The sequence below is a fragment of the Streptomyces sp. C1-1 genome, from assembly GCF_050214755.1.
In the GTDB taxonomy this organism is placed as follows: Bacteria; Actinomycetota; Actinomycetes; order Streptomycetales; family Streptomycetaceae; genus Streptomyces.
The window spans coordinates 2,206,073-2,232,589 of record NZ_CP189826.1 but is presented as its reverse complement, the minus strand read 5'-3'; the positions used below and the strand labels follow the sequence as shown (position 1 = coordinate 2,232,589).

The window sequence follows — 26,517 nt, the reverse complement described above, 5'->3', positions numbered from 1 at the left end:
GAAGAGCAGGGGTGTGCGCAACCAAGTTGGTCTGGACCAGTCGTGGTGTCAAGATGCTGACCCACAATTGGTCCAGACCGGTGTGAGGGTGTGTCCTAGGCCGGTGCGATGGCCCGGCCGACCGTTCCGGAAGGCGCGACCTCGACGGGGTCCGTCGTCTGGGCGGGCACCGCCGGCAGCAGCGTCCCGGGCGCCTCGGCCCGCTGCTGGGGGAGCGAGACGGCACGCAGCGGCCGTGGCCCCGACACCACCGTGTAGTCCTGCCCCAGGAACGGCGGCGCGATCTCGCCCGGGTCCTCCCCGAGCGCCAACTGCACAGCCGCCCAAGGGGCGTTGACCCCGCACAGCGACAGCTGGTGCAGCCCGCCCGCGGGCCGCGTGTTGACGTCCATCAGCACCGGACGGTCGCCGAACATCCGGAACTGGATGTTGGACAGGTAGTGCAGGCCGAAGCCCTCCGCGATCCGCCGCGCCGGCTCCAGCCACTGCTCGTGGAGCGTGAACCCGCGCCGACGGCCGTTCTTCGTACGGCCGATGGCCAGCCGCACCCGGTTGTCCGGCCCGGTGAGGCAGTCCACCGACACCTCCGGCTGCTCCAGCCGTGGCATCACCAGCCAGTCCACCGGCTCGTCGCTGTCCTTGAGCGCGGAGACGACCAGGTCCAAAGGCACGTACGGGCTCGGGAACCCGGTCAGGTGCGACATCGAGAAGGGCGTACGCGTGATCACACGGAAGCCCACCCCGCCCGCGCCGGACGCCGGCTTGAAGCACGCCTTGTGCCCAGCCGCCTCCAACTCCTCGACAGCGGCGACGAGTTCGTCGACCCCGCGGACCCGCCACCACGACGGCACCGGCACGCCGATCGCCTGCACGGCCTCGTAGGCGATCACCTTGTCCTCGAAGACGGCCACGGCCTCCGGCGGCGGCGCCAGCAGCGCCGTGCCGACCGCCTCGAAGTCCGCGCGGTGCGCGACGATCGCCGACTGCTCCAGCCGGGGCACGAACACGTCGATGCCGCGCCGCCGGCACTGGGCGAGCGCGTACTCGACGTACGCGGCGGAGGACAGGCCCTCCGGCTCCAGGTCGGCGGTGTCGGCGGCGGCCAGCACGGGCGAGTCGGCGTCGCCGTGCGTCGCATGGATCTCGACCGCGCGATCACTCGGATTTCGCCGCAGCTGATCCATGAAGAACACGTTCTCCGCGTACGTGCGGTTGAGCCAGACGCGTACGCGAGAGACCATGCAAGCCGTCCTTTCACGGTTCGCGGGCAGGGCTGAGCAGCCCGTGCCCGGGCAGGGGAGATGGAGGGTCACCAAACCGCCCCTGTGAAGGGAAGTTCGTAGCGGTGGTGGTGGGGCGATCATACGGCTTTCCCGGGGCTGCGCGTGCAACGCGCGTGTTACGGATCGGCCGCGCCCGCCCGCCCGCGCCGGCACACGGGCCGGCGGACCTGCGCACGGCCTGGAGAGCCGCCTTGTCCGGACGCCTCGAATGTGGTGCCGTGGTCACGTCCGGAAGCGGGACGGGGTGCGGAGGGGGCGAGAGGTGACGTCGACGACCGAGGGCGCCGGGCAGCTGCTGGCCATCAGCGACCTGCACGTCGGACACCCGGAGAACCGAGCCCTGGTCGAGGAGATGCGCCCCGGGTCCGACGGCGACTGGCTGCTCGTCGCCGGCGACGTCTCGGAGACCGCGGCCGACATCCGCTGGACGCTGAAGACCCTCGCGAGCCGGTTCGAGAAGGTGATCTGGGTGCCGGGCAACCACGAACTGTGGACCCACCCGAAGGACCCCGTCGCGCTGCGCGGCGTCGCGCGCTACGACCACCTCGTCGAGCTGTGCCGGGATCTGGGCGTCACGACCCCCGAGGACCCGTACCCCCTCTGGGACGGCCCCGGCGGACCCGTGGCCGTCGCACCGCTCTTCCTCCTGTACGACTACTCGTTCCTGCCGGCCGGCTGCGCCACCAAGGACGAGGGACTCGCCTACGCGCACGGCACCGGCATCGTCTGCAACGACGAGTACCTCCTGCACCCCGACCCCTACCCGTCCCGGGAGGCCTGGTGCCGGGCCCGGGTCGCGGAGACCGAACGCCGGCTCGCCGCCCTCCCGGACGACCTGCCCACCGTCCTCGTCAACCACTACCCCCTCGACCGCCACCCCTGCGACGTGCTGTGGCACCCGGAGTTCGCCATGTGGTGCGGCACCGCACTGACCGCCGACTGGCACCGCCGCTTCCGCGTGGAGGCCATGGTCTACGGCCACCTGCACATCCCCCGCACGACCTGGCACGACGGCGTCCGCTTCGAGGAGGTCTCCGTCGGCTACCCACGGGAGTGGCGCGAGCGGTCGCGACCACCGGCGAGACTGCGGCGGGTGCTGTCGGCGCACGAGGGCGCCGGGTGAACGCGGTGGTCGGTGCCGGATGAGGGATCCTGAGGGTGAACCGTGTGGTCGGGACCGGGCGAGGGAGGTCGGGGTCGGGTGATCGAGGAGCTGCTGCCGAACGAGGTGGTGGTCGTGGAGGCGCACGGCGGCGACGGCATCGAGCCCGGGTACCTGTACCCCGAGGAGGCCGAGATCGTCAGGCGGGCCGTGGACAAGCGCCGCCGCGAGTTCGCCCTCGTCCGCACCTGTGCCCGGCGCGCCATGGAGAAGCTCGGCGTGCCCCCGCAGCCCCTGCTGCCCGGCGAACGCGGAGCACCCCGCTGGCCCGCCGGCCTGGCCGGCAGCATGACCCACTGCGACGGCTACGGCGCCGCGGCCGTGGTCCGCGCCAACGACCTGGCGTCCGTGGGCATCGACGCCGAACCCGACCTGCCCCTCCCGGACGGCGTCCTGGACGCCGTGTTCCTGCCCGGCGAGGCGGCCCGGCTGCGCCGCCTCGCCGAGGAGCGTCCCGAGGTGCACTGGGACCGGCTCCTGTTCAGCGCCAAGGAGTCCGTCTACAAGGCGTGGTTCCCCCTCACCGGACGCTGGCTGGACTTCAGTGAGGCCGACATCGAGGTTCTCGTCGGCCCCGGCCGGCCGCGGCACGGCGGCTTCCGCGCCGAACTCCTCGTCCCCGGACCGGTGGTGGGCGGCCGCAGGCTCGCGCACTTCGAGGGCCGCTGGACCGTGCAGCGGGGGCTCGTGGCGACGGCGGTCACGGTCCCGCACACCACCTGAGCCCCCGTCGGCTCTCTCGCCATACGGCTTCACGGCTCCGGGCACCAGCTCTGCAGCAGCCGGAAGAACTCCTCCTCGTTCCCCGTCAGTCCCGCGGCCGCCAGCGCCTGCTCCGCCTCGGCGAGCACGGACGGCGGCACCACGGGTGGTCGGGCCTCGCCGGGCGGACCGTCGAAGGCGGCTCGTACGGTGTGCAACAGCCGCAGGTAGGCCTGGACGGCGGTGCGCTCGCGGTCGGTCAGTACGGCAGTCGGCATCGTCGGCTCTCCCCGCGTCGGCGTCATCGGTCACGCATTCACTCGAGTGCGTGTGTCCAGCTTGCCGTCCGCCACTGACAATGGGGTTCGAGGACGCTTGGGTTCGCCCGCTTAGCGGAGGTGAAACGTCCCCGAAATCCCTTGTGGGAAAGCGGTTCTACGCTGGAGATCAAGGGCTTTCGGCCGCCCCCCCGGGCGGCCTTGGAAGGGGAGGCGCGCGTGGTCGACGTCCCGCTCCCGCGCCCGGTGCGCGCCGTACGGCTGCGCTCGGTGCGCGACGGTGAACTGGAGCTGCGGTACCGCGTGGTGCACGGATACCGGCGCGCGTTCCGCATGGCCGGACAGGGGCCGGCGCTGGTGCTCATCCACGGGATCGGCGACTCCTCGGCCACCTGGGCCGAACTGATCCCCGATCTCGCCCGTACGCACACGGTCATCGCGCCCGACCTGCTCGGACACGGGGACTCGGACAAGCCCCGGGCGGACTACTCGGTGGCCGCGTACGCGAACGGCGTGCGCGATCTGCTCACCACGCTCGGCATCGAGTCGGCGACGCTGGTGGGGCATTCCCTGGGCGGGGGAGTGGCCATGCAGTTCGCCTACCAGTTCCCCGAGCGGACCGAGCGGTTGATCCTGGTCAGCGCGGGCGGAGTGGGCAGAGAGGTCAACCCCGTCCTGCGGTTCGTGTCGTTGCCGGGGGCCCATCTGGCGCTCTCCGCCCTGCGACTGCCGGGAGCGCGGCTGCAAGTGGGGGCCGTGGTGCGGTTGATGAAGCTGCTGGAGACCGATCTCGGGCAGGACGCCTCCGAACTGCTCACGCTGGTGGACGCGCTGCCGGACGAGACGTCCCGGAACGCGTTCATCCGCACGCTGCGGGCGGTGGTCGACTGGCGGGGGCAGGTGGTGACCATGCTGGACCGGTGCTACCTGACGCAGGGCATGCCGACCATGCTGCTGTGGGGCGACCGCGACAGCGTGGTGCCGGTGCGGCACGCCCATCGGGCGCACGAGGCGATGCCGGGGAGCCGGCTGGAGATCTTCGAGGGCGCCGGGCACTTCCCGTTCCACAGCGATCCGGGGCGGTTCGTGGCGCTGGTCGAGGAGTTCACGGAGAGCACCGAGGCGGCGGACTGGAGCCGGGAGCGGTGGCGGGAACTGCTGGTCGGGGGAGGCCCGGGACGCGGTGTGGAGCGGGGTTTGCGGGAGGCGAGCGAGCGCAGCGCCACATGACGTCGGCGGCCCGTCGAGCGACACCGGCGGGCCCTAGGCCTCCGGTCGCTTGACGCCCTCCAGGAGCATGTCCAGCCACTCCGCCACCTTGTCGCGGTGCTGGTCGGTGGGCAGTTGGGCGGCCCGCCAGGCGATGCCGCGCACGCCGTGGTCCTGCAGCAGCTTCTCCAACGGGTCCGCGGCGGCGGTGGCCTCGTCCCGCTCGGCCAGCCTCTGCAGGAGCTCCTGTTCGGTGCCCTGGAGCGCGGTGGTGAGGGCCTCGGGGTCCTCGGCGGTGAGGAAGCCGGCGTGGACGCGGAAGAAGCGCTGGATGGCGTCGCAGTGCTCCATGGTGGGGCGGCGGTCGCCGTTGATCAGTGCGCCGGCCTGCTGACGCGACATGCCCGCGCCGTCGGCGATCTCCTGCTGGGTGTACTTGCGGCCGTTGGGCTTCAGCCGGGTGCGGCGCAGCAGGTCCAGGCGCTGCAGGAAGCGGGCCTGTACGTCGGGTTCGCCGGCCGGGCGGCCGCGGAGGAGCGCCTTGACGACGGGTTCGGGAACGCCGGAGGAGACCGAGAGGCGGCGGGTGTCGAAGATCTCCGTGTGGGGCACGCCGAGCCGGTCGGCGAGCGTGCCGACGCGAGCGACGACTGCCGAGAGCGCGGCGGTCGCCGGCGTGGCGCCCGGAGCCTCGAAGCCGTCCGTCACCGACAGATCTCCTACGTTTCCCAACAGGATTCTCACAAGCGGTTGCCGTGAACTCGACGGACATTACCGGGAGTTTCGAACTCACATCCAGGTCTCGCCACAACTGTGGCCGGTTTCGGCCGTCAACGGGCATGAAATGCCACGATAGTTGACACGACTCGCGTCCGGGCCGCAGGATCAGGGCGCCGCGTGAAGGCCGCATAGGCAAGAGGGGTGACCTCCCGATGGCACATCAGGCAGGAGGGCGGCGGCCGGCACCGCGGCCCGTCCCCGAGAGTCTTGGGGCCCAGGCATATCTGCAGGACTACGCCACCCTCCTGGACGCCGTTCCCTTTCCGTCCGTCGTTCTCGACCACCGGTGGGACGTCGTTCTCTCCAACAACGCTTTCGCGTCACTTTTCGGCGGGGTCGGTCCGCACCCGACGGCCATGCCGGGCGAGAACTTCCTGCGGTTCGTGCTCTTCCACCCCGACGCGGGGACCGTCCTCGGCGAGCACGAGTCGAGTTGGTGCCTGCCCATGCTGGCCCATTTCGCGGCCGCCGTGGAGCGGTACGGCCATGACCACGGCCTGCAGGCCATCCGCCGGGACATCGCCCAGGACCCCATCATGGACGCCGCCTTCCGGCAGGGGCTGCCCCACTGGATGAGCGCCGTGGGCGAGCGGGCCGTGGAGCACGACGGCGCAGTACGGCCCCTGCTCCACCCCGATCCGCGCTGGGGTGCCACCGACTGCCGGGTCGTCGACGAGACGCCGCGGACGCTGGGGGAGTTGGGTTACACGCGGCTGACGCTGGTGCTGCGGGAGTCCCGGCGCGACCGTCCGCGGTCCCGCAGGGTGCGGTCGGCCGGCGCGCACCTGCGGGTGGTGCCGGCCGCCGAGAGCTGACCTGACCCCGTCGGTGTTCAGGTCGCCGACGGTGTCATGTCAGTGGTCGCTACGTCACCAGGACGAGCGGCACGTCCCCGCAGGGGACGAGGCGGGTGCCGCCGGCCGTCGTCGGCCGCCGCCGGTCCAGCACGGCGGCGAAGTCCGGGCCCTTGGTGAGCGACCCGGCCAGATGAGCCGGGTCCGCGGAGGCCGCCACCCGGCCGCGCGCGTTGACCAGGTGTGCCGGGCGGGGCAGTCGCCGCAGGAGGGGGAGTACGGCCGCCTCGAAGTGCCGCAGGTACACGTCGGCCGCGGCGACCCCGGCGAACCGGCCCTCCAGTTCGACCGGCGCGGACAGCGTGAGGCTGTACTCGTCGGAGCAGAGGTAGTCGACGTACGGTCCGGCCACCGCGCGCTCGCCGGTGTCGCGGGGCAGGGCGAACCAGTCCCAGTGCGTGTAGTCGGCGTAGGCCGAGTGGTCGGGGTCGAGGTCGAGCAGCAGCGGCCGGACGTCCCCCTGCGCGTCGGACTGCCACCATTCCAGCCAGGCCGGTACGTCGGCGAGCAGCCCCGGCGCGGCGACGAAGCCCACCCCCGACACCAGCTCCTGGCGGGCGAGCCGCAGATGGAGGCCGGGGCGCAGGGCGGCGAGGTCCACGGTGGCGGGGCGGCGGCCCTCGGCGGCCACCCGGGCCAACAGTGCGGCCGTCTCGGAGCGGATGGCGCAGACGGCATCGAACACGTGCTCAAGGGCGGAGCCGACCCCGGCCGCGACCGACTCCTCCGCTGCCGTGCCGAGCGCCGTGGTCGCGAGCCTCATGCGCGCCTCCAGCGAACGGTGACCGGACGCGGTGCGGCTAGAGCGACAGGCGTACGGCGATGAGCCGCGCCGTCGACTCCTGGACGCACCGCTCGGCCAGCTGCCTGGCCGAATCGTGGGCCCCATCCTGCACGGCCGAGATTACGGCGCGGTGACGGTCCGCCACCTCTTCACGATATTCGTCGTCGCCGAGCACAAGGCACAGCAGTGCTCCGACCTCGGTCTGCAGGGCCACCTGCTCCCGGGTCAGGCGCGCCGACTGGGCGGCCGCGGCCAGCTCGACGTGGAAGCGGCCGTATACGCGGCTGCGGGCCGCCGCGTCCTGAGCGTGCGCCAACTCGTCCGCCGTGCGCCGCAGTTGCAGGAGGTCGTCCGGTTCCGTGCGCTGGGCGGCGAGCCGTGCCGCGGTGCCCGACAGGGCCGCCCAGTGGTCGCCGAGGTCGCGCAGTTCCTCGGTGCTCCAGCCGCGCAGGCGGGCCCTGAGGCGCTCCTCGCCGGGGACCTCGGGAAGGGAGACGAAGGAGCCGCCGCCGCGGCCCCGGCGGGTGGTGACCAGGCCCTGCTGGCGCAGGGCCATGAGGGCTTCGCGCAGGGTCACGGTGGACACGCCGAGCCGGCCGGCCAGCTCGGTCTCGCCGGGCAGCTGCTCGCCGTCGGCGAGCAGCCCGAGCTCGATGGCGTCGCCGATCCGCCGGACCACCGCGTCCACCCGCGCCCGGCTGTCGACCGGGGCGAAGACGGCTCCCCGGGCGCCGCCGCTCGTCTGCTGCTGCTTCACCGCCACCACCTTGTGCGTTGACTCAAGCTTTACCCTAAGGGGGCCTTGAGCTTTGAACTATGACTTCATATCTTTCCGTGAAACGGTGAAGAGCGCCAGAAAGGTTCCCCTGCATGGAGGGAATTGCGGTCCGGCTGCGGGACCTGCGGAAGTCGTTCGGGGAGACCGACGCCGTGGCCGGGGTCGACCTGGAGATCCGGGACGGCGAGTTCTTCTCGATGCTCGGGCCGTCCGGGTCCGGCAAGACCACCGTCCTGCGGATGATCGCCGGGTTCGAGACCCCGACGGACGGACGCATCGAACTCGCCGGGCAGGAGGTCACGGGCCTCGCCCCCTTCGAGCGGGACGTCCACACGGTCTTCCAGGACTACGCCCTCTTCCCGCACATGAGCGTCGAGCAGAACGTCGCCTACCCCCTCAAGGTCCGCAAGGTCCCCAAGGCCGAGCGGCTGGTGCGGGCGCGGAAGGCCCTCGCCGAGGTCCGGCTGGAGGGCTTCGGCAAGCGGCGGCCCGCACAGCTCTCCGGCGGCCAGCGCCAGCGCGTCGCCCTCGCCCGCGCCCTGGTGGGGCGACCCCGGGTGCTGCTCCTCGACGAGCCGCTGGGCGCCCTCGACCTGAAACTGCGCGAACAGATGCAGGTCGAGCTCAAGGCCCTGCAGCGCGAGGTCGGCATCACCTTCGTCTTCGTCACCCACGACCAGGAGGAGGCCCTGACGATGAGCGACCGTATCGCCGTCTTCAACCAGGGCCGCATCGAACAGGTCGGCGCCCCCGCCGAGATCTACGAACGCCCCGCGACCCCGTTCGTCGCCTCGTTCGTCGGCACCTCCAACCTGCTGGAGGGCGAGTCCGCCCAGCGGGTCGTCGGCACCCCGGGCATCTACAGCATCCGCCCGGAGAAGATCCGCGTGCTGAAGGAGGCCGCCGAGCCCGACGAGCCGGAGCACACCACCGCCGTCGGCACCGTCGCCGAGGTCGTCTACCTCGGCGACGCCACCCGCTTCCTGGTCGACCTCGACGCCGGCGGCCGCCTCACCGCCCTCCAGCAGAACCTGGAGACGTCAGCCGAGGACGTGGCCGCCTACCGCGGCACCCGGGTGCGGCTGCGGTGGCACCGCCGCCACACCGTCCCGGTACCGGACCACCCCTGATCCCGCTCCACCTCGATTGGGAGAACGACGTGCGCCTCACCCGAACCGTCCAGGCCACGGCCTGTGCCGCCGCACTCCTGCTCGCCGCCACCGCCTGCGACTCCGGCGGCGGCTCGGCGGCCGGCGGCCTCAACCCCCCTGATCTCAAAGCGCAGTCGAAACTCGGCAAGTCCGAGGGCAGGGTCAACCTGATCGCCTGGGCCGGCTACGTCGAGGACGGCTCCAACGACCCCAAGGTCGACTGGGTCACCGACTTCGAGAAGCAGACCGGCTGCCAGGTGAACTCCAAGGTCGCCGCCAGCTCCGACGAGATGGTCAAGCTGATGAAGACCGGCGAGTACGACGCCGTCTCCGCCTCCGGCGACGCCTCCCTGCGCCTGATCGCCTCCGGCGACGCCGCCCCCGTCAACACCGAGCTCGTACCGAACTACAAGGACATCTTCAGCGGCCTGAAGAACGGCGCCTGGAACTCCGTCAAGGGACAGATGTACGGCATCCCGCACGGCCGCGGCGCCAACCTGCTGATGTACAACACCCAGAAGGTCACCCCCGCGCCCACCTCGTGGTCCGCCGTCTTCGGCGACGCCCCGAAGTACAAGGGGCACGTCACCGCCTACGACTCGCCCATCTACATCGCCGACGCCGCCCTGTATCTCAAGGCGACCAGGCCCGAGTTGAAGATCAAGGACCCGTACGCGCTGGACCAGAAGCAGTTCGACGCGGCCGTGAGCCTGCTGAAGAAGCAGAACGCCGACATCGGCGAGTACTGGAGCGACTACCTGAAGGAGATATCCGCGTTCAAGAGCGGCGACTCCGTCGTCGGCACGACCTGGCAGGTCATCGCCAACCTGGCGGCGCAGGAGGGCGCCAAGGTCAAGGCCTTCGTGCCCAAGGAGGGTTCGACCGGCTGGTCCGACACCTGGATGATCTACGCCAAGGCCAAGCACCCCAACTGCGCCTACAAATGGCTGGACTGGATCGTCTCCCCGAAGGTCAACGCCCAGGTCGCCGAGTACTTCGGCGAGGCGCCCGCCAACTCCAGGGCCTGCGACCTCACCAGCGACAAGAACTTCTGCACCACCTACCACGCGGCCGACGAGGGCTACTGGAAGAACATCGCCTTCTGGAACACCCCCATCGAGCAGTGCCTCGACGGCCGCACCGACGTCAAGTGCGTGCCCTACGCCAAGTGGGTGCAGGCCTGGACCGAGATCAAGGGCTGAGGCGTGGCCCTGCTGACCCGGACCGCGGGGGCGCTGCACCGCCGCCCCCGCCTCCGTCTGACCCTGCTGCTGGCCGCCCCGCTGCTGTGGCTGGCCGTGCTCTACCTCGGCTCGCTCACGGTGCTGTTCGTCTCCGCGTTCTGGACGACGGACTCCTTCACCTCCGAGGTCGTGAAGGTCTGGTCGACCGACAACTTCCACGAGCTGTTCACGACGCCCGTCTACCGGCAGGTGATCGTACGGAGCGTGGGGGTGGCCGCCTCGGTGACCGTGCTGTGCGCGGTCATCGCCTTCCCGGTCGCCTTCTACACCGCCCGGGTCGCCCGGCCCAGGTGGCGTCCGCTGCTCGTCGTCGCCATCCTCACCCCGCTGTGGGCCAGTTACCTGGTGAAGGTGTACGCCTGGCGGCTGATCCTGTCCGAGGGCGGACTCGCCGACTGGATGCTCAGGCCGTTCGGGCTCAGCGGCCCCGGGTTCGGTCTGCCGGCCGCCGTACTGACCCTGACGTACCTGTGGCTGCCGTACATGATCCTGCCGATCCACACGGCCCTTGAGCAGCTGCCCGCCAACCTGCTCGACGCCTCCGCCGATCTGGGGGCCAGGGCCTGGCGCACCTTCCGCGCGGTCGTGCTGCCGATGGTGCTGCCGTCGGTCGCCGCCGGGTCGATCTTCACCTTCTCGCTCAGCCTCGGCGACTACATCACCGTGCAGATCGTCGGCGGCAAGACCCAGCTGATCGGCAACCTCGTGTACTCCAACATCGAGCTCAACCTGCCCATGGCCGCCGCGCTCGGCACGGTCCCGGTCGTCGTCATCGTCCTGTACCTGCTCGCCATGCGGCGTACGGGCGCGCTCAGCAGCCTGTAGAAGGAGCCCGCCGTGCAACTCTCGCGTTCCGCGCGCATCGCCCTGCGCGTCGCCGCCGGGGCCGGCTTCGCCGTGATCTACGTGCCCCTGCTGCTGGTCGTCGTCAACTCCCTGAACCCCGACCGCAGCGCGAGCTGGCCGCCGCCCGGCCTGACCCTGCACTGGTGGTCCGTCGCGTGGCGCAACTCCGGTGCGCGCGAGGCGCTTTGGACCTCGGTCAGGGCGGGGCTGGGGGCGACCGCGATCGCCCTCGTCCTCGGCACCCTGATCGCCTTCGCCGTCGCCCGGCACCGGTTCCTCGGCCGCGACACGATCTCCTTCGTGGTGGTCCTGCCGATCGCGCTGCCCGGCATCGTCACCGGCATCGCCCTCAACTCGGCCTTCAACACGGTCCTCGAGCCGCTGGGGGTGGGCCTGGGCCTGTTCACCGTGATCGTCGGACACGCCACCTTCTGCATCGTCGTCGTCTTCAACAACGTCGTCGCCCGGCTGCGGCGCACCTCCGGCTCCTACGAGGAGGCCGCGATGGATCTCGGCGCCGACACCTTCCGCGCCTTCGTCGACGTCACCTTCCCGCTGGTGCGTTCGGCCCTCCTCGCGGGCGGACTGCTCGCCTTCGCGCTCTCCTTCGACGAGATCGTGGTGACCACGTTCACCGCCGGGCCCGGCATCGAGACCCTCCCCATCTGGATCTTCAACAACATGACCAGGCCCCAACAGGCGCCCGTGGTGAACGTGGTGGCGGCCGTCCTCGTCCTGCTCTCCGTCGTCCCGATCTACGTCGCCCAGCGGCTGTCGGCCGATACGGCGACCGGGAGCCGGGTGTGAGGGGGAGGCGGGTGTGAGGGGGAGGCGGGTCTTGGGGACGGGGCGCGCCGGGGCGTTCCCTGCGAGTGCGGTATGTGACATAGTACTGGCGTGAGCAAGCCACTGACCTGCGATGTCGTGGTCATCGGCGCCGGAATGGTGGGCGCCGCCTGCGCCCTGTACGCGGCCCGCGCGGGCCTGGACGTTCTCGTGGTCGACCGCGGCGGCGTGGCCGGCGGCACGACCGGGGCCGGCGAGGGCAACATCCTCGTCTCCGACAAGGAGGCGGGACCCGAGCTCGAACTCGCCCTGCTGTCCTTGCGGTTGTGGACCGAGCTCACCGCGGACCTGGGAGCGTCCGTCGAGTACGAGGCCAAGGGCGGCGTCGTGGTCGCCTCCTCCCCGGGCGGCCTGACGGCCCTGGAGCGCTTCGCCGACGCACAGCGCGCCGTCGGCGTCGTCGCCGACCCGGTCGCCGGCGACACCCTCTACGCGCTCGAACCCCACCTCGCCCCCGGACTGCCGGGCGGCGTCCACTACCCCCAGGACAGCCAGGTCATGCCCGCTCTGGCCGCCGCCCACCTCCTCCGTGCCTCGGGCACCCGCCTGCTGACCGGCCACCGCGTGACGGACGTACTGAGCGGCCCGGACGGCGCGGTTCGCGGGGTGCGCACCGACCGGGGGGACCTGCACGCTCCCGCCGTCGTCAACGCGGCCGGCACCTGGGGCGGAGAGATCGCCGCCCTCGCCGGCGTGCACCTCCCCGTCCTGCCGCGCCGCGGCTTCGTCCTGGTCACCGAGCCGCTCCCGCGCCGGGTCCGGCACAAGGTGTACGCCGCCGACTACGTGGCCGACGTGGCCAGCGACTCGGCCGCCCTGCAGACCTCGCCGGTCGTCGAGGGCACCGCCGCCGGACCCGTCCTGATCGGCGCGAGCCGCGAACGGGTGGGCTTCGACCGGACCTTCTCGCTGCCCGCCGTCCGCGCGCTGGCCGCGGGGGCCACTCGGCTGTTCCCCTTCCTGGCCGACGTGCGCGCCACCCGCGCCTACCTCGGCTTCCGCCCGTACATGCCCGACCACCTCCCCGCCGTCGGCCCCGATCCCAGGGTCCCCGGCCTGTACCACGCCTGCGGCCACGAGGGCGCCGGCATCGGGCTGTCCACCGGCACCGGGCACCTCGTCGCCCAGGTGCTGACCGGCAAGAAACCCGACCTGGACCTGACGCCGTTCAGCCCCGACCGCTTCGCCGAGGAGGCCGCGTGAGCTCCCCCCTCGACCTGGCCGACGCCCGCCCGGGCCCCGCCTTCACGGTCACCCTCGACGGCCGGGAGATCGAGGCGCTGCCCGGCCAGACCGTCGCGGCCGCGCTCTGGGCGGCCGGCGTCACCTCGTGGCGCACCACCCGGGGCGAGGGCCGCCCCCGCGGCGTCTTCTGCGGCATCGGCGTCTGCTTCGACTGCCTGGTGACCGTCAACGACCGCCCCAACCAACGCGCCTGTCTGGTGCCGCTGGCCCCGGGCGACGTGATCCGTACGCAGGAGGGGACCGGCCACGATGACTGACCGACCGCACCTCGCGGTGATCGGCGCGGGCCCGGCGGGCCTCGCCGCGACGCTCGCCGCCGCCGCGCGCGGGCTCCGCGTCACGCTCGTCGACTCCGCGGCGGAGGCGGGCGGCCAGTTCTACCGGCAGCCGGCGGCGGAGCTGCGTGCCCGCCGACCGCAGGCCCTGCACCACCAGTGGCAGGTGTGGGAGCGGTTGCGGGACGACCTGCGCGGCCACCTGAAGGCAGGAACCGTACGGCACTTGACGGACCATCATGTCTGGTTCGTGGAGCGGCGGTCCGCGGGCTTCGTCGTGCACGCGCTGCTCGGCCCCGAGCAGGAGGACCCGGTCACCGTCCGCGCCGACGCCGTGCTCCTGGCCACCGGAGGGTACGAACAGGTGCTGCCCTTCCCCGGCTGGACCCTCCCGGGCGTCGTCACCGCGGGCGGCGCCCAGGCCATGCTGAAGGGAACGCTCGTCGTCCCGGGCCGGGTCGCCGTGGTCGCCGGGACCGGTCCGCTGCTGCTGCCGGTGGCGACGGGGCTGGCGGCCGCGGGCGTCGAGGTGGCCGCCCTCGTCGAGTCCGCCGGTCCCCGAGCGTTCGCACGGCACCTTCGACCGCTGATCTCCCAGCCGGGCAAGCTCGCCGAAGGGGCCGCCTACGCGGCCCGGTTGGTCGGGCGCCGGGTCCGCCCGCTGTTCCGGCACACGGTGGTCGAGGCGCACGGCACCGAGCGCGTGGAGGCCGTCACCGTCGCCGCGCTCGACGCCGAGGGACGCGTCCGGCCCGGCACGCGGCGCCGTATCGCCTGCGACACCCTCGCCGTGAGCCACGGCATGCTGGCCCACACCGACCTCGCGGAGAGCCTCGGCTGCCGCCTCGACGGGCAGGCCGTCCACGTCGACGACGAGCAGCGGACCGACGTACCCGGAGTCTGGGCCGCGGGGGAGGCCACCGGCATCGGCGGATCCGCCCTCGCCCTCATCGAGGGCCGCATCGCGGGAAGCTCCGCCGCGGCGCGCCTGACGGGAGCCGAACCCGACCGGACGGAGTGGGCGAACGTCCTCAAGTCCCGTACGAGACTGCGGGAGTTCGCCGCCGCCCTCGACCGCGTGTACCGGCCGCCCGCGCACTGGAGCGAGCAGGTGACCGACGAGACCCTGGTCTGCCGGTGCGAGGAGGTGACCGCCGGCGCCGTCCGGGCCGCCGTCGGCGACCTGGGCGCCGGCGACCCGCGCACCGTGAAGCTGCTCACCCGGGCCGGCATGGGCTGGTGCCAGGGCCGGATCTGCGGACCCGCGGTCGCCGGGCTCGCGGGATGCCGACCCAGCCCGTCCAGACGGCCGTTCGCGCGACCCGTGCCGCTCGGCGTCCTGGCCCGGGAACCCGACCAAACCACCGAGGAAGGGCCCTCATGACCGACCACCGCCCCTGGCGCGGCATCCTCGTCGCCACGGCGCTCCCGCTCACCGACGACCTGTCCGTCGACCACGACAAGTACGCCGAGCACTGCGCATGGCTCGTCGAGAACGGCTGCGACGGTGTCGTCCCCAACGGCTCGCTCGGCGAGTACCAGGTGCTCACCCCCGAGGAGCGGGCCCGGGTCGTGGAGACCGCCGTCGCCGCGATCGGCGGCGCGCGCGTGATGCCCGGGGTCGCGGCCTACGGCTCGGCGGAGTCCCGGCGCTGGGCCGAGCAGGCACGCGACGCGGGCTGCGCCAGCGTGATGCTGCTGCCGCCCAACGCCTACCGCGCCGACGAGCGTTCGGTGCTCGCGCACTACGCCGAGGTCGCGAAGGCGGGCCTGCCGATCGTCGCGTACAACAACCCCATCGACACCAAGGTCGACCTGGTGCCGGAACTGCTCGCCAAGCTGCACGGCGAGGGGTGGATCCACGCCGTCAAGGAGTTCTCCGGAGACGTCCGCCGTGCCTACCGGATCGCCGAACTCGCCCCGGAACTGGACCTGTTGATCGGCGCCGACGACGTACTGCTGGAGCTCGCGATCGCGGGCGCGAAGGGCTGGGTGGCCGGTTACCCGAACGCGCTGCCCGTCGCGAGCAGCGAGCTGTACCACGCCGCCGTCGGCGGCGACCTGGCCACCGCGAAGAAGCTCTACGAGCAACTGCACCCGCTGCTGCGCTGGGACTCCCAGGTCGAGTTCGTCCAGGCCATCAAGCTGTCCATGGACATCGTCGGCCGGTACGGCGGCCCGGTCCGGCCGCCGCGCGTCCCGCTGCTGCCCGAGCAGGAGGCCGCGGTCCGCACGGCCACCGAGCGGGCCGTCGCGGCGGGCCTGGCCTAGGGAGGAGGGCACCGCATGCGCAGCAGACTCGTCCTGCACGCCGTCGACTCGCACACCGAGGGCATGCCCACCCGGGTGATCACTGGCGGCATCGGCACCATCCCCGGCGCCACCATGAACGAGCGACGGCTGTACTTCCGCGAACACCGCGACGACATCAAGCAGTTGCTGATGAACGAGCCACGCGGTCACTCCGCGATGAGCGGGGCCGTCCTTCAGCCGCCGACCCGCCCCGACTGCGACTGGGGCGTCGTCTACATCGAGGTCTCCGGCTACCTCCCGATGTGCGGGCACGGCACCATCGGCGTGGCGACCGTGCTGGTGGAGACCGGCATGGTCGAGGTCACCGAGCCGGTCACCACCATCCGGCTCGACACCCCGGCCGGCGTGGTCGTCGCCGAGGTCGCGGTGGAGGACGGCGCCGCGAAGAACGTCACGCTGCGGAACGTGCCGTCCTTCTCCGTCGCCCTCGACCGCAAGACCACCCTCGCCGACGGGCGCACCGTCACCTACGACCTCGCCTACGGCGGCAACTTCTACGCCATCCTGCCGCTGGAGGAGTTCGGCCTCCCCTTCGACCGCGCCCGCAAGGACGACATCCTTGCGGCGGGCCTCTCCCTCATGGACGCGATCAACGCCGAGGACGAACCCGTCCACCCCGAGGACGCCTCCATCCGCGGCTGCCACCACGTCCACCTGCTGGCGCCGGGCTCCACCGCCCGTCACTCCCGGCACGCCATGGCGATCCACCCGGGCTGGTTCGACCGCTCGCCCTGTGGCACCGGCACCAGCGCCCGCATGGCCCAGCTGCACGCACGCGGCGAACTCCCCCTGCACACCGAGTTCGTCAACGAGTCCTTCATCGGCACCCGGTTCACCGGCCGCCTCCTCGGCACCACCGAGGTGGCCGGCCGCCCCGCCGTCCTGCCCAGCTTCACCGGCCGCGCCTGGATCACCGGCACCGCCCAGTACCTGCTCGACCCGACCGACCCGTTCCCCGCCGGGTTCGTCCTGTGAGGGAGAAGACGCCCATGCCCGCCCGACGCCCCGCCACCCCGGCCCTTCCCGCCCCCGCCCTGCCCGCGCTCGGCGGCCGGAAGCCCAACTTCCGGGAGCGGGTCGTGGACGTGCTGCGGGCCGCGCTGATCGCCGGCGAGCTGCGCCCGGGCCAGGTGTACTCGGCGCCGGCCCTCGCCCCCCGCCTGGGCGTCTCCGCCACCCCCGTCCGCGAGGCGATGCTCGAACTGGCGAAGGAGGGCCTGGTCGACATCGTCCCGAACAAGGGTTTCCGGGTCACCGCCCTTTCCGAGAAGCAGCTCGACGAGTACGCCCATGTCCGCTCCCTGATCGAGATCCCGACGACCGTGGGCCTCGCGGCGACCGCCGACCCCGCCGACCTCGAGGCGCTGCGGCCGGTCGCCCTGGAGATCGTCACCTCGGCCGCGAAGGGCGACCTCATCGCCTACGTCGAGGCCGACCTGCGCTTCCATCTCGGGCTGCTGGCGCTGGCGGGCAACGACCACCTCGTGGAGGTGGTGGGGGACCTGCGGCGCCGGGCGCGGCTGTACGGACTGACGGCGCTGTCGCAGGCGGGCCGGCTGGAGGCATCCGCCCAGGAGCACCTCGAACTCCTCGACGCCCTGCTGGCCCGGGACGAGGAGGCCGTACGCGAGGTCATGAACCGTCACCTGGGCCATGTCCGCGGTCTGTGGGCCGCCCGCGAGGAACACTGACGCCAGGACGCGCCATTACGCAAGCCGTTTGCGTTTCTTGCGCTATTCTTGCGTGCATGACGCGACGACTTGCCGAGGTGGCGAAGAAGGTAGGGGTCAGCGAGGCCACGGTCAGCCGGGTGCTCAACGGCAAGCCGGGGGTCTCCGAGGCCACCCGGCAGGCGGTGCTCAGTGCCCTGGACGTCCTCGGCTACGAGCGGCCCACCCAGCTGCGCGGCGAGCGCGCCCGGCTCGTCGGTCTCGTCCTGCCCGAGCTGCAGAACCCCATCTTCCCGGCCTTCGCCGAGGTGATCGGCGGGGCGCTGGCCCAGCTCGGTCTGACCCCGGTGCTGTGCACCCAGACCAAGGGCGGCGTCTCCGAGGCCGACTACGTGGACCTGCTGCTGCAACAGCAGGTCTCCGGCGTGGTCTTCGCCGGCGGTCTGTACGCCCAGGCCGACGCCCCGCACGACCACTACCGCAGGCTCGCCGAGCGCAAGATCCCGGTCGTGCTGGTCAACGCGTCCATCGACGACCTCGGCTTCCCGGGCGTCTCCTGCGACGACGCGGTGGCCGTGGAGCAGGCCTGGCGGCACCTCGCCTCCCTCGGGCACGAGCGGATCGGGCTGGTCCTGGGGCCGGACGACCACATGCCGTCGGCGCGCAAACTGGCCGCGGCGCGGGCGATGGGCGAGCTCCCCGACGAGCACGTGGCGCGCGCCATGTTCTCCATCGAGGGCGGGCACGCGGCGGCCTCCCGGCTCATCGACCGGGGCGTCACGGGCATCATCTGCGCCAGTGACCCGCTGGCCCTGGGCGCGATCCGGGCCGCGCGCCGCAAGGGTCTCGGCGTGCCCGAGCAGGTGTCGGTCGTCGGCTACGACGACTCGGCCTTCATGAACTGCACCGAACCCCCGCTGACCACCGTCCGCCAGCCGATCGAGGCCATGGGCCGAGCCGCCGTGGAGCTGCTGAACGCGCAGATCGGCGGCTCCTCGGTGGCCCCCGAGGAGCTGCTGTTCGAGCCCGAGCTGGTGGTCCGGGGATCCACCGCGCAAGCCCCTCGTCCCTGAGATCCAGCTCGCTGTCAAACAATTACAGATTATGCGCGACATCTTGCGGGGAGATGTTGGCGGTGCTTGAGTGTGCGGCGCCGGACACGGTGGTGTGCGCTCGCAGGCCGCCGTGGGCTTTCCACGCTCCTGCCACGAGGGGTCCACCGATGACAAGCACCGGGTTCCGCCGTACGTTCGCCGCGCTCAGCGTCTGTTCGCTCGCACTCGCCGCCTCCGCCTGCGGGTCGAGCGACGACGGTTCGTCCGGCGGAAAGACGCGCATCACCGTCAACTGCGAACCGCCCAAGAGCGCCAAGGTCGACCGCGGGTTCTTCGAGCAGGACGTCGCCGCCTTCGAGAAGAAGCACCCGGACATCGACGTCGTCGCCCACGACGCCTTCCCCTGCCAGGACCCCAAGACCTTCGACGCCAAGCTCGCCGGCGGCCAGATGGAAGACGTCTTCTACACGTACTTCACCGACGCCGGACACGTCGTCGACATCCACCAGGCGGCCGATCTCACCCCGTACGTCAAGGAGTTGAAGAGCTACGCCACCATCCAGAAGCAGCTGCGCGACATCTACACCGTCGACGGGAAGATCTACGGCATCCCGCGCACCGGCTACTCGATGGGCCTGATCTACAACCGCAAGCTCTTCCAGAAGGCCGGCCTCGACCCCGACAAGCCGCCCACCACCTGGGAAGAGGTCCGCGCCGACGCCAAGAAGATCGCAGCGCTCGGCGGCGGAACCGTCGGATACGCCGACTACAGCGCCCAGAACCAGGGAGGTTGGCACTTCACCGCCGAGCTGTACTCCCAGGGCGGCGACGTGGTGAGCGCCGACGGCAAGAAGGCCACCATCGACACCCCCGAGGGCCACGCCGTCCTGCAGAACCTGCACGACATGCGCTGGAGCGACGACTCGATGGGCAGCAAGCAGCTCCTCGTCATCAACGACGTGCAGCAGATGATGGGTTCGGGCAAGCTCGGCATGTACCTCTCCGCGCCCGACAACATCCCGATCCTGGTCAAGGAGAAGGGCGGCGACTACAAGGACCTCGCCCTCGCCCCCATGCCCGGCGGCAAGGGCACGCTCATCGGCGGCGACGGCTACATGTTCAACAAGCACGACACGCCCGCCCAGATCCGCGCCGGCCTGAAGTGGCTCGACCACATGTTCCTCACCCCCGGCAAGGGCTTTCTCGGCGACTACGCCCGCGCCAAGAAGGCGAACGCGCCCGTCGGCCTGCCCGAGCCGCGCCTGTTCACCGGCGCCGCCGACGCCACCGACCAGCAGGTCAAGAAGGCAAACGCCAATGTCCCGGTCGAGAACTACCAGGCCTTCCTCGACGGCAACCAGAGCCTCCAGATGAAGATCGAACCCCCGGACGCCCAGCAGATCTACTCCGTCCTCGACGGCGCCGTCTCCGCGGTCCTCACCAAGAAGGACGCCGACATCGACCAGTTGCTCAAGGACGCCTCCGGCAAGATCGACGGCATCCTGGCGCGGGGCTGACCGTCATGACCAAGACGGCCGAGCGGCGACCGGTCACCACGGCCGCCGCCCCCCTCGACCCGGCGCCGCCCCCGGTAGGGGGCCGGGGGCGGCGCCGCCTGGCCGAACAGGCCCGCGCCTACGGCTTCCTGCTCGGCGGCCTGGTCTGCTTCGCGCTGTTCTCCTGGTATCCGGCGATCCGCGCCGTCGTGATCGCCTTCCAGAAATACACGCCGGGCTCCTCACCCGAGTGGGTCGGCACCGCCAACTTCACCCGCGTCTGGCACGACCCCGAGTTCACCGCGGCCTGGCGCAACACGCTCACCTTCACCCTGCTCGCCCTGCTGATCGGCTTCGCCGTCCCCTTCGTGATGGCCCTCGTCCTCAACGAACTCCGCCACGCCAAGGCCTTCTTCAGAGTCGTGGTCTACCTGCCGGTGATGATCCCGCCGGTGGTCAGCGCCCTGCTGTGGAAGTGGTTCTACGACCCCGGGGCCGGCCTCGCCAACGAGGCGCTGCGCTTCCTCCACCTGCCCACCTCGAACTGGTCCAACGGCGCCGACACCGCGCTGGTATCCCTGGTCCTCGTCGCGACCTGGGCCAACATGGGCGGCACCGTCCTGATCTACCTCGCCGCCCTGCAGTCCATCCCCGGTGAGCTCTACGAGGCCGCCGAACTGGACGGCGCGAGCCTGCTGCAGCGCGTCCGGCACGTCACCGTCCCTCAGACGCGCTTCGTCATCCTGATGCTGATGCTGCTTCAGATCATCGCGACGATGCAGGTGTTCACCGAGCCGTTCGTGATCACCGGCGGCGGGCCGGAGAACGCCACCGTCACCGTCCTGTACCTGATCTACAAGTACGCCTTCCTCTACAACGACTTCGGCGGCGCCTGCGCGCTGAGCGTCATGCTGCTCGTGCTTCTGGGCGCCTTCTCCGCCGTCTACCTGCGACTGACCCGGTCCGGAGAGGGGGACGCGTGAGCACCCGGACCCTGATCTCCCCGGCGGTCCTCGCCCGCCCCCGCGGCAGGGCGCTGTACTGGAGCGTCTTCACGGCCGTCGTCCTGCTCTTCGCCCTCGCCTTCCTCTTCCCGGTCTACTGGATGGTGACCGGCGCGATGAAGTCGCCGGACGAGATCGCGCGGACCCCGCCGACCCTCGTCCCCGCCCACTGGCACCTCGGCGGCTACACGGACGCCTGGGACCTGATGCAGCTTCCGCAGCACCTGTGGAACACCGTGGTGCAGGCGGCCGGCGCCTGGGCCTGCCAGCTGGTGTTCTGCACCGCCGCGGCCTACGCCCTGTCGAAACTGCGGCCCGTCTTCGGCAAGTTGATCCTCGGTGGCATCCTGGCCACGCTCATGGTCCCGGCCCAGGCGCTGGTCGTACCGAAGTACCTCACCGTGGCGGATCTGGGTCTGCTCAACGATCCCGTCGCCATCTGGCTGCCGGCCGTCGCCAACGCCTTCAACCTCTATCTGCTCAAGCGGTTCTTCGACCAGCTCCCGCGCGACGTGCTGGAGGCCGCGGAGATCGACGGGGCCGGGAAGCTGCGCACGCTGTGGTCGATCGTGCTGCCCATGTCGCGACCGGTCCTCGGAGTCGTGTCGATCTTCGCGCTGGTGGCCGTGTGGCAGGACTTCCTCTGGCCGCTGATGGTCTTCTCCGACACCGGCAAACAGCCCATCAGCGTGGCCCTGGTCCAACTGTCGCAGAACATCCAACTGACCGTGCTCATCGCCGCGATGGTGATCGCCAGCATCCCGATGGTCGCCCTGTTCCTCCTCTTCCAGCGGCACATCATCGCCGGGATCAGCGCGGGCAGCACCAAGGGCTGACGCCCTCCCTCCGACAGAAAGGCAAGCACAGTGGGACAGCCCCGCCATGCCCGGCAGGAGTGGTGGCGCTCCGCCGTCATCTACCAGGTGTACGTCCGCAGTTTCGCCGACGGTGACGGCGACGGCACCGGCGACCTCGCCGGCGTCCGCTCGAAGCTTCCGTACCTCGCCGAACTCGGCGTCGACGCCCTGTGGTTCAACCCCTGGTACCTCTCGCCCATGAAGGACGGCGGCTACGACGTCGCCGACTACCGCGTGGTCGACCCGGCCTTCGGCACTCTCGCCGAGGCCGAGAAGCTGATCGCCGAGGCGCGGGAGCTCGGCATCCGCACCATCGTCGACATCGTGCCCAACCACGTCTCCGACCAGCACCCCTGGTTCCGGGCCGCGCTCGCCGCGGGCCCCGGCAGCCCGGAGCGCGAGCTGTTCCACTTCCGGCCCGGCCGCGGCCCGGGCGGCCACCTCCCGCCCAACGACTGGCCGTCCCAGTTCGTCGGCTCCACCGACCCGGTGTGGACACGGCTGCCGGACGGGGACTGGTACCTGCATCTGTTCACCCCCGAGCAGCCCGACCTCAACTGGGCCCACCCCGCGGTCCGTCAGGAACACGAGGACATCCTGCGCTTCTGGTTCGAACGGGGCGTGGCGGGAGTCCGCATCGACTCGGCGGCGCTGCTCGCCAAGGACCCCGAACTGCCGGACTTCGTCGCGGGCCGCGACCCGAACCCGTTCGTCGACCGCGACGAACTCCACGACATCTACCGCTCCTGGCGGGCCGTCGCCGACGACTACGACGGTGTGTTCGTCGGCGAGGTGTGGCTGCCCGACACCGAGCGCTTCGCCCGCTACCTGCGCCCCGACGAACTGCACACGGCCTTCAACTTCTCGTTCCTGTCCTGCCCCTGGGAGGCCGATCGCCTGCGCACGTCCATCGACACCACGCTCGCCGAGCACGCCCCGGTCGGCGCCCCGGCCACCTGGGTGCTGTGCAACCACGACGTCACCCGGACGGTCACCCGTTACGGTCGCGCCGACACCGGCTTCGACTTCGCGGCCAAGGCGTTCGGCACCCCCACCGACCTCGCGCTCGGCACCCGGCGCGCCCGCGCGGCGGCCCTGCTCTCGCTCGCCCTGCCCGGAGCCGTCTACGTCTACCAGGGCGAGGAACTGGGCCTGCCCGAGGCCGACATCCCGCGCGAGAGCATCCAGGACCCGATGTACTTCCGCTCCCAGGGCACCGACCCCGGACGCGACGGCTGCCGGGTGCCGCTGCCCTGGGCGGCCGCATCTCCCTACGCGGGCTTCGGCTCGCGGCAGGAGCCGTGGCTGCCGCAGCCCGCCGGCTGGTCCGGCTACGCCGCGGACGTCCAGGCCGCCGACCCCGGCTCGATGCTCGCCCTCTACCGGGCCGGAATCCGGCTCCGCCCGGTCTTCGGCACCGGCCCCCTCACCTGGCTGCCCTCGCCCGAGGGTGTCCTCGCCTTCGCCCGCGCCGACGCCCTGTGCGTGGTGAACCTCGCCGACACGCCCGCACGGCTGCCGGACCACTCCCGACTGCTGCTCGGCAGCGGCCCCCTGGACGACGAGGGACGGCTGCCGACGGACACCGCGGTCTGGCTGCGCGCCTGAGACCGCGTCCCGCCATCCCCTCACCCCCACTCCCGAAGGGATCAGCACATGCGCAGAACTGTCAGGGGCATGCCAGCCGCCATGGTGGTCGCCCTCTTCGCCGGCCTGCTCACCGCGACGGCTCCCGCCGCCCACGCCGCGGCCGGCGCCGACCTGCCCTTCGCCTCGGTCGAGGCCGAGTCGGCCACCACCACCGGCACGAAGATCGGCCCCGACTACACCCAGGGCACCCTCGCCTCCGAGGCCTCCGGGCGCCAGGCGGTCCGCCTGTCCGCCGGGCAGCGCGTCGAGTTCACCGTGCCGCGCGCGGCCAACGCAGTGAACCTCGCCTACAGCGTCCCCGACGGCCAGTCGGGCTCGCTCGACGTGTACGTCAACGGCACCAAGATCTCCAAGACCCTGCCGGTGACCTCCAAGTACTCCTACATCGACACCGGATGGATCCCCGGCGCCAAGACGCACCACTTCTTCGACGACGCCCGGCTGCTGTTGGGCCAGAACGTCCAGCAGGGCGACAAGGTCGCCTTCCAGGCGACCGGGACCCAAGCGACCGTCGACGTCGCGGACTTCGAGCAGGTCGGGCAGGCCTCGGGCCAGCCCGCGGGTTCCGTCTCGGTCACCTCCAAGGGGGCCGACCCCAGCGGCAACGGCGACTCCACCCAGGCCTTCCGGGACGCCATCGCCGCCGCGCAGGGCGGCACGGTGTGGATCCCGCCGGGCGACTACCGGCTGACCTCCTCCCTGAGCGGCGTCCAGAACGTCACCCTCCAGGGCGCCGGCAGCTGGTACTCGGTCGTGCACACCTCCCGCTTCATCGACCAGTCCAGCTCCTCCGGCAACGTCCACATCAAGGACTTCGCGGTCATGGGCGAGGTCACCGAACGCGTCGACTCCAACCCCGACAACTTCGTCAACGGGGCTCTGGGACCGGGCAGTTCGGTCTCCGGCATGTGGATCCAGCACATGAAGGTCGGCCTGTGGCTGATGGGCAACAACGACAACCTGGTCGTGGAGAACAGCCGCATCCTCGACACCACCGCCGACGGCCTCAACCTCAACGGCAACGCCCACGGGGTCCGGGTGCGGGGCAACTTCCTGCGCAACCAGGGCGACGACTCGCTCGCCATGTGGTCGCTGAACGGCGCGGACAGCAACAGCAGCTTCGAGAACAACACCATCTCGCAGCCCAACCTGGCCAACGGCATCGCGATCTACGGCGGCACCGACATCGCCGTGAAGAACAACCTGGTCTCCGACACCAACGCCCTCGGCAGCGGCATCGCGATCTCCAACCAGAAGTTCCTCGACCCGTTCTCCCCGCTCGCCGGGACGATCACCGTCGACGGCAACACCCTCGTCCGCGCGGGCGCGATGAACCCCAACTGGAACCACCCGATGGGCGCGTTGCGCGTCGACTCCTACGACAGCGCGATCAACGCGACGGTGAACATCACCAACACGACGATCACCGACAGCCCGTACAGTGCCTTCGAGTTCGTCTCGGGCGGGGGGCAGGGCTACCCCGTCCGCAACGTCACCGTGGACGGCGCCACCGTGAAGAACAGCGGCACGGTCGTGGTCCAGGCCGAGGCGCAGGGCGCCGCCACCTTCCGCAACGTCACCGCCACCGCGGTCGGCGTCGCCGGTGTCTACAACTGCCCCTACCCGGCGAACTCGGGGACCTTCAGCCTCACCGACGGCGGCGGCAACTCCGGCTGGAGCAGCACCTGGTCGGACTGCTCGACCTGGCCGCAGCCGGGCCAGGGCAACCCCGACCCCGACCCGGGCCGCAACCTGGCCAAGGGCCGTCCGGCGACCGCGACCGGCTCGCAGGACGTCTACACGCCCGGCAAGGCCGTCGACGGTGACGCCAACAGCTACTGGGAGTCGACCAACAACGCCTTCCCGCAGTCCTGGACGGTCGACCTCGGCTCGTCCTACGCGGTCCGACGTCTGGTGCTGAAGCTGCCGCCCTCCTCCGCATGGGGCGCGCGGACCCAGACCATCACCGTGCTGGGCAGCACCGACGGCTCCACCTACTCGACCGTCGTCGGCTCCGCCGGCTACCGCTTCGACCCGGCGAGCGGCAACACGGCCACCGTCTCGCTGCCCGCGAGCACGACCCTGCGGTACCTGCGGCTGTCCGTGAGCGCCAACACCGGTTGGCCCGCGGGCCAGTTCAGCGAGGTGGAGGCGTACCTGACCAGCTGACCAGGTGTTTCCGGCGTCCACTCGGCGCGTGAGGAGCCGGTTGCCAAGAGCTCACTGCGGTCCTGGGCCCGCCGGAGGGCCTTCTGACAGCCCGGAAACCGTCTCCTCACGCTCCGGCAAGACGGCGTCGCGACGCTGACACCATGACCGACACCACCTCCGGCGCGCCGGCCCCGGCCACGTCCCCCACCCTCTTCGAGCAGCTCGGCGGGGAGGAGGCCGTCGGGGCCGTCGTCGACATCTTCTACGACAAGGTCCTCGGCGACCCCGATCTCCAGCCGTACTTCACGGCAGTGGATCTGGACGTTCTCAAGCAGCACCAACGGCGCTTCATCGGCCAGGCCCTGGGCGCCAACCGCCCCTACTCCGGTCGCTCCATGCGCAGGGCCCACGAGCATCTGGCCATCACGGACGAGGCCTTCGGCAAGGTCGTGAGCCACCTGGCCGGCGCCCTCACCGAGGCGGGCGTGGACGAGGCGACCATCGGCACGATCGCCCAGACCCTGCTCCCGCTCAAGGCGGACATCGTCACCGCCTGACGCTCAGCCCCGGTCGGCGGGCGCCGCCGGTCCGCGCTTCGCCGCCTGGATCTGCTCGTACACCCGCGTGCGCAGTTCGGCGAAGCGCGGGTCCACGCGGGTGTGCAACTGGTCGCGCTCGACGGGCAGATCCACCTTCAGCTGTTCCTGTACGACGGTGGGGGAGGCGGACAGCACGACCACCCGCTCGCCCAGGTAGACGGCCTCGTCGATGTCGTGCGTGACGAACAGGATCGTGATGCCGCGCTCCCGCCACAGCCCGCGCACCAGGTCCTCCAGGTGTTCCTACAGGCTGTGCGCGCACCGCACAGTAGTGCTCAACTGGCG

Annotated in this window: 26 protein-coding genes and 1 pseudogene; 21 read left to right on the top strand and 6 right to left on the bottom strand. The window is 71.4% G+C overall.

Annotated elements, in window-relative coordinates; translation table 11 throughout:
- Window positions 1–95: 95 nt before the first annotated feature.
- Window positions 96–1,241, bottom strand: coding sequence for an ATP-grasp domain-containing protein (locus ACQF4J_RS10250; RefSeq protein WP_351571859.1), 1,146 nt, complete (start codon window positions 1,239–1,241; stop codon window positions 96–98).
- A 304-nt stretch (window positions 1,242–1,545) separates the two neighbouring features.
- On the opposite strand from ACQF4J_RS10250, the gene ACQF4J_RS10245 reads away from it, so the two are divergent.
- Both ACQF4J_RS10245 and ACQF4J_RS10240 read left to right on the top strand, forming a co-directional pair.
- Window positions 1,546–2,406: a metallophosphoesterase family protein gene (locus ACQF4J_RS10245; protein WP_351571857.1), complete on the top strand. Its 861-nt coding sequence runs from the start codon at window positions 1,546–1,548 to the stop codon at window positions 2,404–2,406.
- Window positions 2,407–2,484: 78 nt separating this feature from the next.
- The gene (locus ACQF4J_RS10240; RefSeq protein ID WP_351805772.1) at window positions 2,485–3,168 is read left to right on the top strand and encodes a 4'-phosphopantetheinyl transferase family protein; all 684 of its coding nucleotides are present in this window, start codon (window positions 2,485–2,487) and stop codon (window positions 3,166–3,168) included.
- A 29-nt stretch (window positions 3,169–3,197) separates the two neighbouring features.
- Here ACQF4J_RS10240 and ACQF4J_RS10235 read toward each other — a convergent pair whose 3' ends face one another.
- Window positions 3,198–3,425, bottom strand: a complete 228-nt coding sequence (locus ACQF4J_RS10235) for a hypothetical protein (RefSeq protein ID WP_351571851.1) — start codon at window positions 3,423–3,425, stop codon at window positions 3,198–3,200.
- A 219-nt stretch (window positions 3,426–3,644) separates the two neighbouring features.
- On the opposite strand from ACQF4J_RS10235, the gene ACQF4J_RS10230 reads away from it, so the two are divergent.
- Complete coding sequence (locus ACQF4J_RS10230) at window positions 3,645–4,655, top strand: alpha/beta fold hydrolase (protein ID WP_351571848.1); 1,011 nt, start codon at window positions 3,645–3,647, stop codon at window positions 4,653–4,655.
- Between the two features lie 33 nt (window positions 4,656–4,688).
- Here ACQF4J_RS10230 and ACQF4J_RS10225 read toward each other — a convergent pair whose 3' ends face one another.
- The gene (locus ACQF4J_RS10225; protein WP_351571845.1) at window positions 4,689–5,342 is read right to left on the bottom strand and encodes a helix-turn-helix domain-containing protein; all 654 of its coding nucleotides are present in this window, start codon (window positions 5,340–5,342) and stop codon (window positions 4,689–4,691) included.
- A 224-nt stretch (window positions 5,343–5,566) separates the two neighbouring features.
- Between ACQF4J_RS10225 and ACQF4J_RS10220 the strand changes: the two genes are divergently transcribed.
- A complete protein-coding gene (locus tag ACQF4J_RS10220; RefSeq protein ID WP_351571842.1) occupies window positions 5,567–6,229 on the top strand; it encodes a hypothetical protein in 663 nt (220 codons plus the stop codon).
- 49 nt (window positions 6,230–6,278) lie between these two features.
- Here the strand turns inward: ACQF4J_RS10220 and ACQF4J_RS10215 are convergent, their stop codons facing one another.
- Both ACQF4J_RS10215 and ACQF4J_RS10210 read right to left on the bottom strand, forming a co-directional pair.
- Window positions 6,279–7,031, bottom strand: coding sequence for a cache domain-containing protein (locus ACQF4J_RS10215; RefSeq protein WP_351571839.1), 753 nt, complete (start codon window positions 7,029–7,031; stop codon window positions 6,279–6,281).
- Between the two features lie 37 nt (window positions 7,032–7,068).
- A complete protein-coding gene (locus ACQF4J_RS10210) occupies window positions 7,069–7,809 on the bottom strand; it encodes a FadR/GntR family transcriptional regulator (RefSeq protein ID WP_351571836.1) in 741 nt (246 codons plus the stop codon).
- Window positions 7,810–7,922: 113 nt separating this feature from the next.
- On the opposite strand from ACQF4J_RS10210, the gene ACQF4J_RS10205 reads away from it, so the two are divergent.
- From ACQF4J_RS10205 to ACQF4J_RS10125, 17 genes are all read left to right on the top strand, one after another.
- The gene (locus ACQF4J_RS10205; protein WP_351571833.1) at window positions 7,923–8,960 is read left to right on the top strand and encodes an ABC transporter ATP-binding protein; all 1,038 of its coding nucleotides are present in this window, start codon (window positions 7,923–7,925) and stop codon (window positions 8,958–8,960) included.
- 29 nt (window positions 8,961–8,989) lie between these two features.
- Window positions 8,990–10,183, top strand: a complete 1,194-nt coding sequence (locus ACQF4J_RS10200; RefSeq protein ID WP_351806005.1) for an ABC transporter substrate-binding protein — start codon at window positions 8,990–8,992, stop codon at window positions 10,181–10,183.
- 3 nt (window positions 10,184–10,186) lie between these two features.
- A complete protein-coding gene (locus ACQF4J_RS10195) occupies window positions 10,187–11,050 on the top strand; it encodes an ABC transporter permease (protein ID WP_351571827.1) in 864 nt (287 codons plus the stop codon).
- 12 nt (window positions 11,051–11,062) lie between these two features.
- Window positions 11,063–11,878, top strand: coding sequence for an ABC transporter permease (locus tag ACQF4J_RS10190; RefSeq protein ID WP_351571824.1), 816 nt, complete (start codon window positions 11,063–11,065; stop codon window positions 11,876–11,878).
- Window positions 11,879–11,968: 90 nt separating this feature from the next.
- Window positions 11,969–13,120, top strand: coding sequence for an NAD(P)/FAD-dependent oxidoreductase (locus tag ACQF4J_RS10185; protein WP_427165497.1), 1,152 nt, complete (start codon window positions 11,969–11,971; stop codon window positions 13,118–13,120).
- The gene (locus ACQF4J_RS10180; protein WP_351571818.1) at window positions 13,117–13,419 is read left to right on the top strand and encodes a (2Fe-2S)-binding protein; all 303 of its coding nucleotides are present in this window, start codon (window positions 13,117–13,119) and stop codon (window positions 13,417–13,419) included. The genes ACQF4J_RS10185 and ACQF4J_RS10180 overlap by 4 nt, the downstream gene beginning before the upstream one ends.
- Window positions 13,412–14,821 (top strand): FAD-dependent oxidoreductase, encoded by a 1,410-nt coding sequence (locus tag ACQF4J_RS10175; protein WP_351571811.1) that lies wholly within the window; start codon window positions 13,412–13,414, stop codon window positions 14,819–14,821. The genes ACQF4J_RS10180 and ACQF4J_RS10175 overlap by 8 nt, the downstream gene beginning before the upstream one ends.
- The gene (locus ACQF4J_RS10170; protein WP_351806011.1) at window positions 14,818–15,708 is read left to right on the top strand and encodes a dihydrodipicolinate synthase family protein; all 891 of its coding nucleotides are present in this window, start codon (window positions 14,818–14,820) and stop codon (window positions 15,706–15,708) included. Before ACQF4J_RS10175 ends, ACQF4J_RS10170 begins: the two co-directional genes overlap by 4 nt.
- 15 nt (window positions 15,709–15,723) lie before the next feature.
- A complete protein-coding gene (locus ACQF4J_RS10165) occupies window positions 15,724–16,725 on the top strand; it encodes a proline racemase family protein (RefSeq protein ID WP_351571806.1) in 1,002 nt (333 codons plus the stop codon).
- Between the two features lie 14 nt (window positions 16,726–16,739).
- Window positions 16,740–17,441 (top strand): GntR family transcriptional regulator, encoded by a 702-nt coding sequence (locus ACQF4J_RS10160; RefSeq protein ID WP_351571803.1) that lies wholly within the window; start codon window positions 16,740–16,742, stop codon window positions 17,439–17,441.
- A 56-nt stretch (window positions 17,442–17,497) separates the two neighbouring features.
- A complete protein-coding gene (locus ACQF4J_RS10155; protein WP_351571801.1) occupies window positions 17,498–18,493 on the top strand; it encodes a LacI family DNA-binding transcriptional regulator in 996 nt (331 codons plus the stop codon).
- A 149-nt stretch (window positions 18,494–18,642) separates the two neighbouring features.
- Window positions 18,643–19,992, top strand: coding sequence for an ABC transporter substrate-binding protein (locus ACQF4J_RS10150; RefSeq protein ID WP_351571798.1), 1,350 nt, complete (start codon window positions 18,643–18,645; stop codon window positions 19,990–19,992).
- 5 nt (window positions 19,993–19,997) lie between these two features.
- Entirely contained in the window at window positions 19,998–20,954 is a 957-nt protein-coding gene (locus ACQF4J_RS10145; RefSeq protein WP_427165496.1) for a carbohydrate ABC transporter permease, read from the top strand.
- Complete coding sequence (locus ACQF4J_RS10140; RefSeq protein WP_351806017.1) at window positions 20,951–21,811, top strand: carbohydrate ABC transporter permease; 861 nt, start codon at window positions 20,951–20,953, stop codon at window positions 21,809–21,811. Before ACQF4J_RS10145 ends, ACQF4J_RS10140 begins: the two co-directional genes overlap by 4 nt.
- 30 nt (window positions 21,812–21,841) lie before the next feature.
- Window positions 21,842–23,440 carry a glycoside hydrolase family 13 protein gene (locus tag ACQF4J_RS10135; protein ID WP_427165495.1) on the top strand — a complete coding sequence of 533 codons (1,599 nt, stop codon included), beginning with the start codon at window positions 21,842–21,844 and terminating at the stop codon, window positions 23,438–23,440.
- Between the two features lie 69 nt (window positions 23,441–23,509).
- Window positions 23,510–25,651 carry a discoidin domain-containing protein gene (locus ACQF4J_RS10130; protein WP_427165494.1) on the top strand — a complete coding sequence of 714 codons (2,142 nt, stop codon included), beginning with the start codon at window positions 23,510–23,512 and terminating at the stop codon, window positions 25,649–25,651.
- Between the two features lie 143 nt (window positions 25,652–25,794).
- Window positions 25,795–26,190 (top strand): group I truncated hemoglobin, encoded by a 396-nt coding sequence (locus tag ACQF4J_RS10125; RefSeq protein WP_351571781.1) that lies wholly within the window; start codon window positions 25,795–25,797, stop codon window positions 26,188–26,190.
- Between the two features lie 3 nt (window positions 26,191–26,193).
- Here ACQF4J_RS10125 and ACQF4J_RS10120 read toward each other — a convergent pair.
- Window positions 26,194–26,469: pseudogene (locus tag ACQF4J_RS10120) on the bottom strand (ABC transporter ATP-binding protein); the annotation flags it as partial.
- Window positions 26,470–26,517: the final 48 nt, after the last annotated feature.

Coding starts and splice junctions, on each gene's coding strand:
- ACQF4J_RS10130 (WP_427165494.1), top strand. CDS start 23,510: ATGCCAGCCGCCATGGTGGTCGCCCTCTTCGCCGGCCTGCTCACCGCG.
- ACQF4J_RS10150 (WP_351571798.1), top strand. CDS start 18,643: ATGACAAGCACCGGGTTCCGCCGTACGTTCGCCGCGCTCAGCGTCTGT.
- ACQF4J_RS10205 (WP_351571833.1), top strand. CDS start 7,923: ATGGAGGGAATTGCGGTCCGGCTGCGGGACCTGCGGAAGTCGTTCGGG.
- ACQF4J_RS10215 (WP_351571839.1), bottom strand. CDS start 7,031: ATGAGGCTCGCGACCACGGCGCTCGGCACGGCAGCGGAGGAGTCGGTC.
- ACQF4J_RS10125 (WP_351571781.1), top strand. CDS start 25,795: ATGACCGACACCACCTCCGGCGCGCCGGCCCCGGCCACGTCCCCCACC.
- ACQF4J_RS10250 (WP_351571859.1), bottom strand. CDS start 1,241: ATGGTCTCTCGCGTACGCGTCTGGCTCAACCGCACGTACGCGGAGAAC.
- ACQF4J_RS10160 (WP_351571803.1), top strand. CDS start 16,740: ATGCCCGCCCGACGCCCCGCCACCCCGGCCCTTCCCGCCCCCGCCCTG.
- ACQF4J_RS10235 (WP_351571851.1), bottom strand. CDS start 3,425: ATGCCGACTGCCGTACTGACCGACCGCGAGCGCACCGCCGTCCAGGCC.
- ACQF4J_RS10175 (WP_351571811.1), top strand. CDS start 13,412: ATGACTGACCGACCGCACCTCGCGGTGATCGGCGCGGGCCCGGCGGGC.
- ACQF4J_RS10165 (WP_351571806.1), top strand. CDS start 15,724: ATGCGCAGCAGACTCGTCCTGCACGCCGTCGACTCGCACACCGAGGGC.
- ACQF4J_RS10220 (WP_351571842.1), top strand. CDS start 5,567: ATGGCACATCAGGCAGGAGGGCGGCGGCCGGCACCGCGGCCCGTCCCC.
- ACQF4J_RS10170 (WP_351806011.1), top strand. CDS start 14,818: ATGACCGACCACCGCCCCTGGCGCGGCATCCTCGTCGCCACGGCGCTC.
- ACQF4J_RS10155 (WP_351571801.1), top strand. CDS start 17,498: ATGACGCGACGACTTGCCGAGGTGGCGAAGAAGGTAGGGGTCAGCGAG.
- ACQF4J_RS10145 (WP_427165496.1), top strand. CDS start 19,998: ATGACCAAGACGGCCGAGCGGCGACCGGTCACCACGGCCGCCGCCCCC.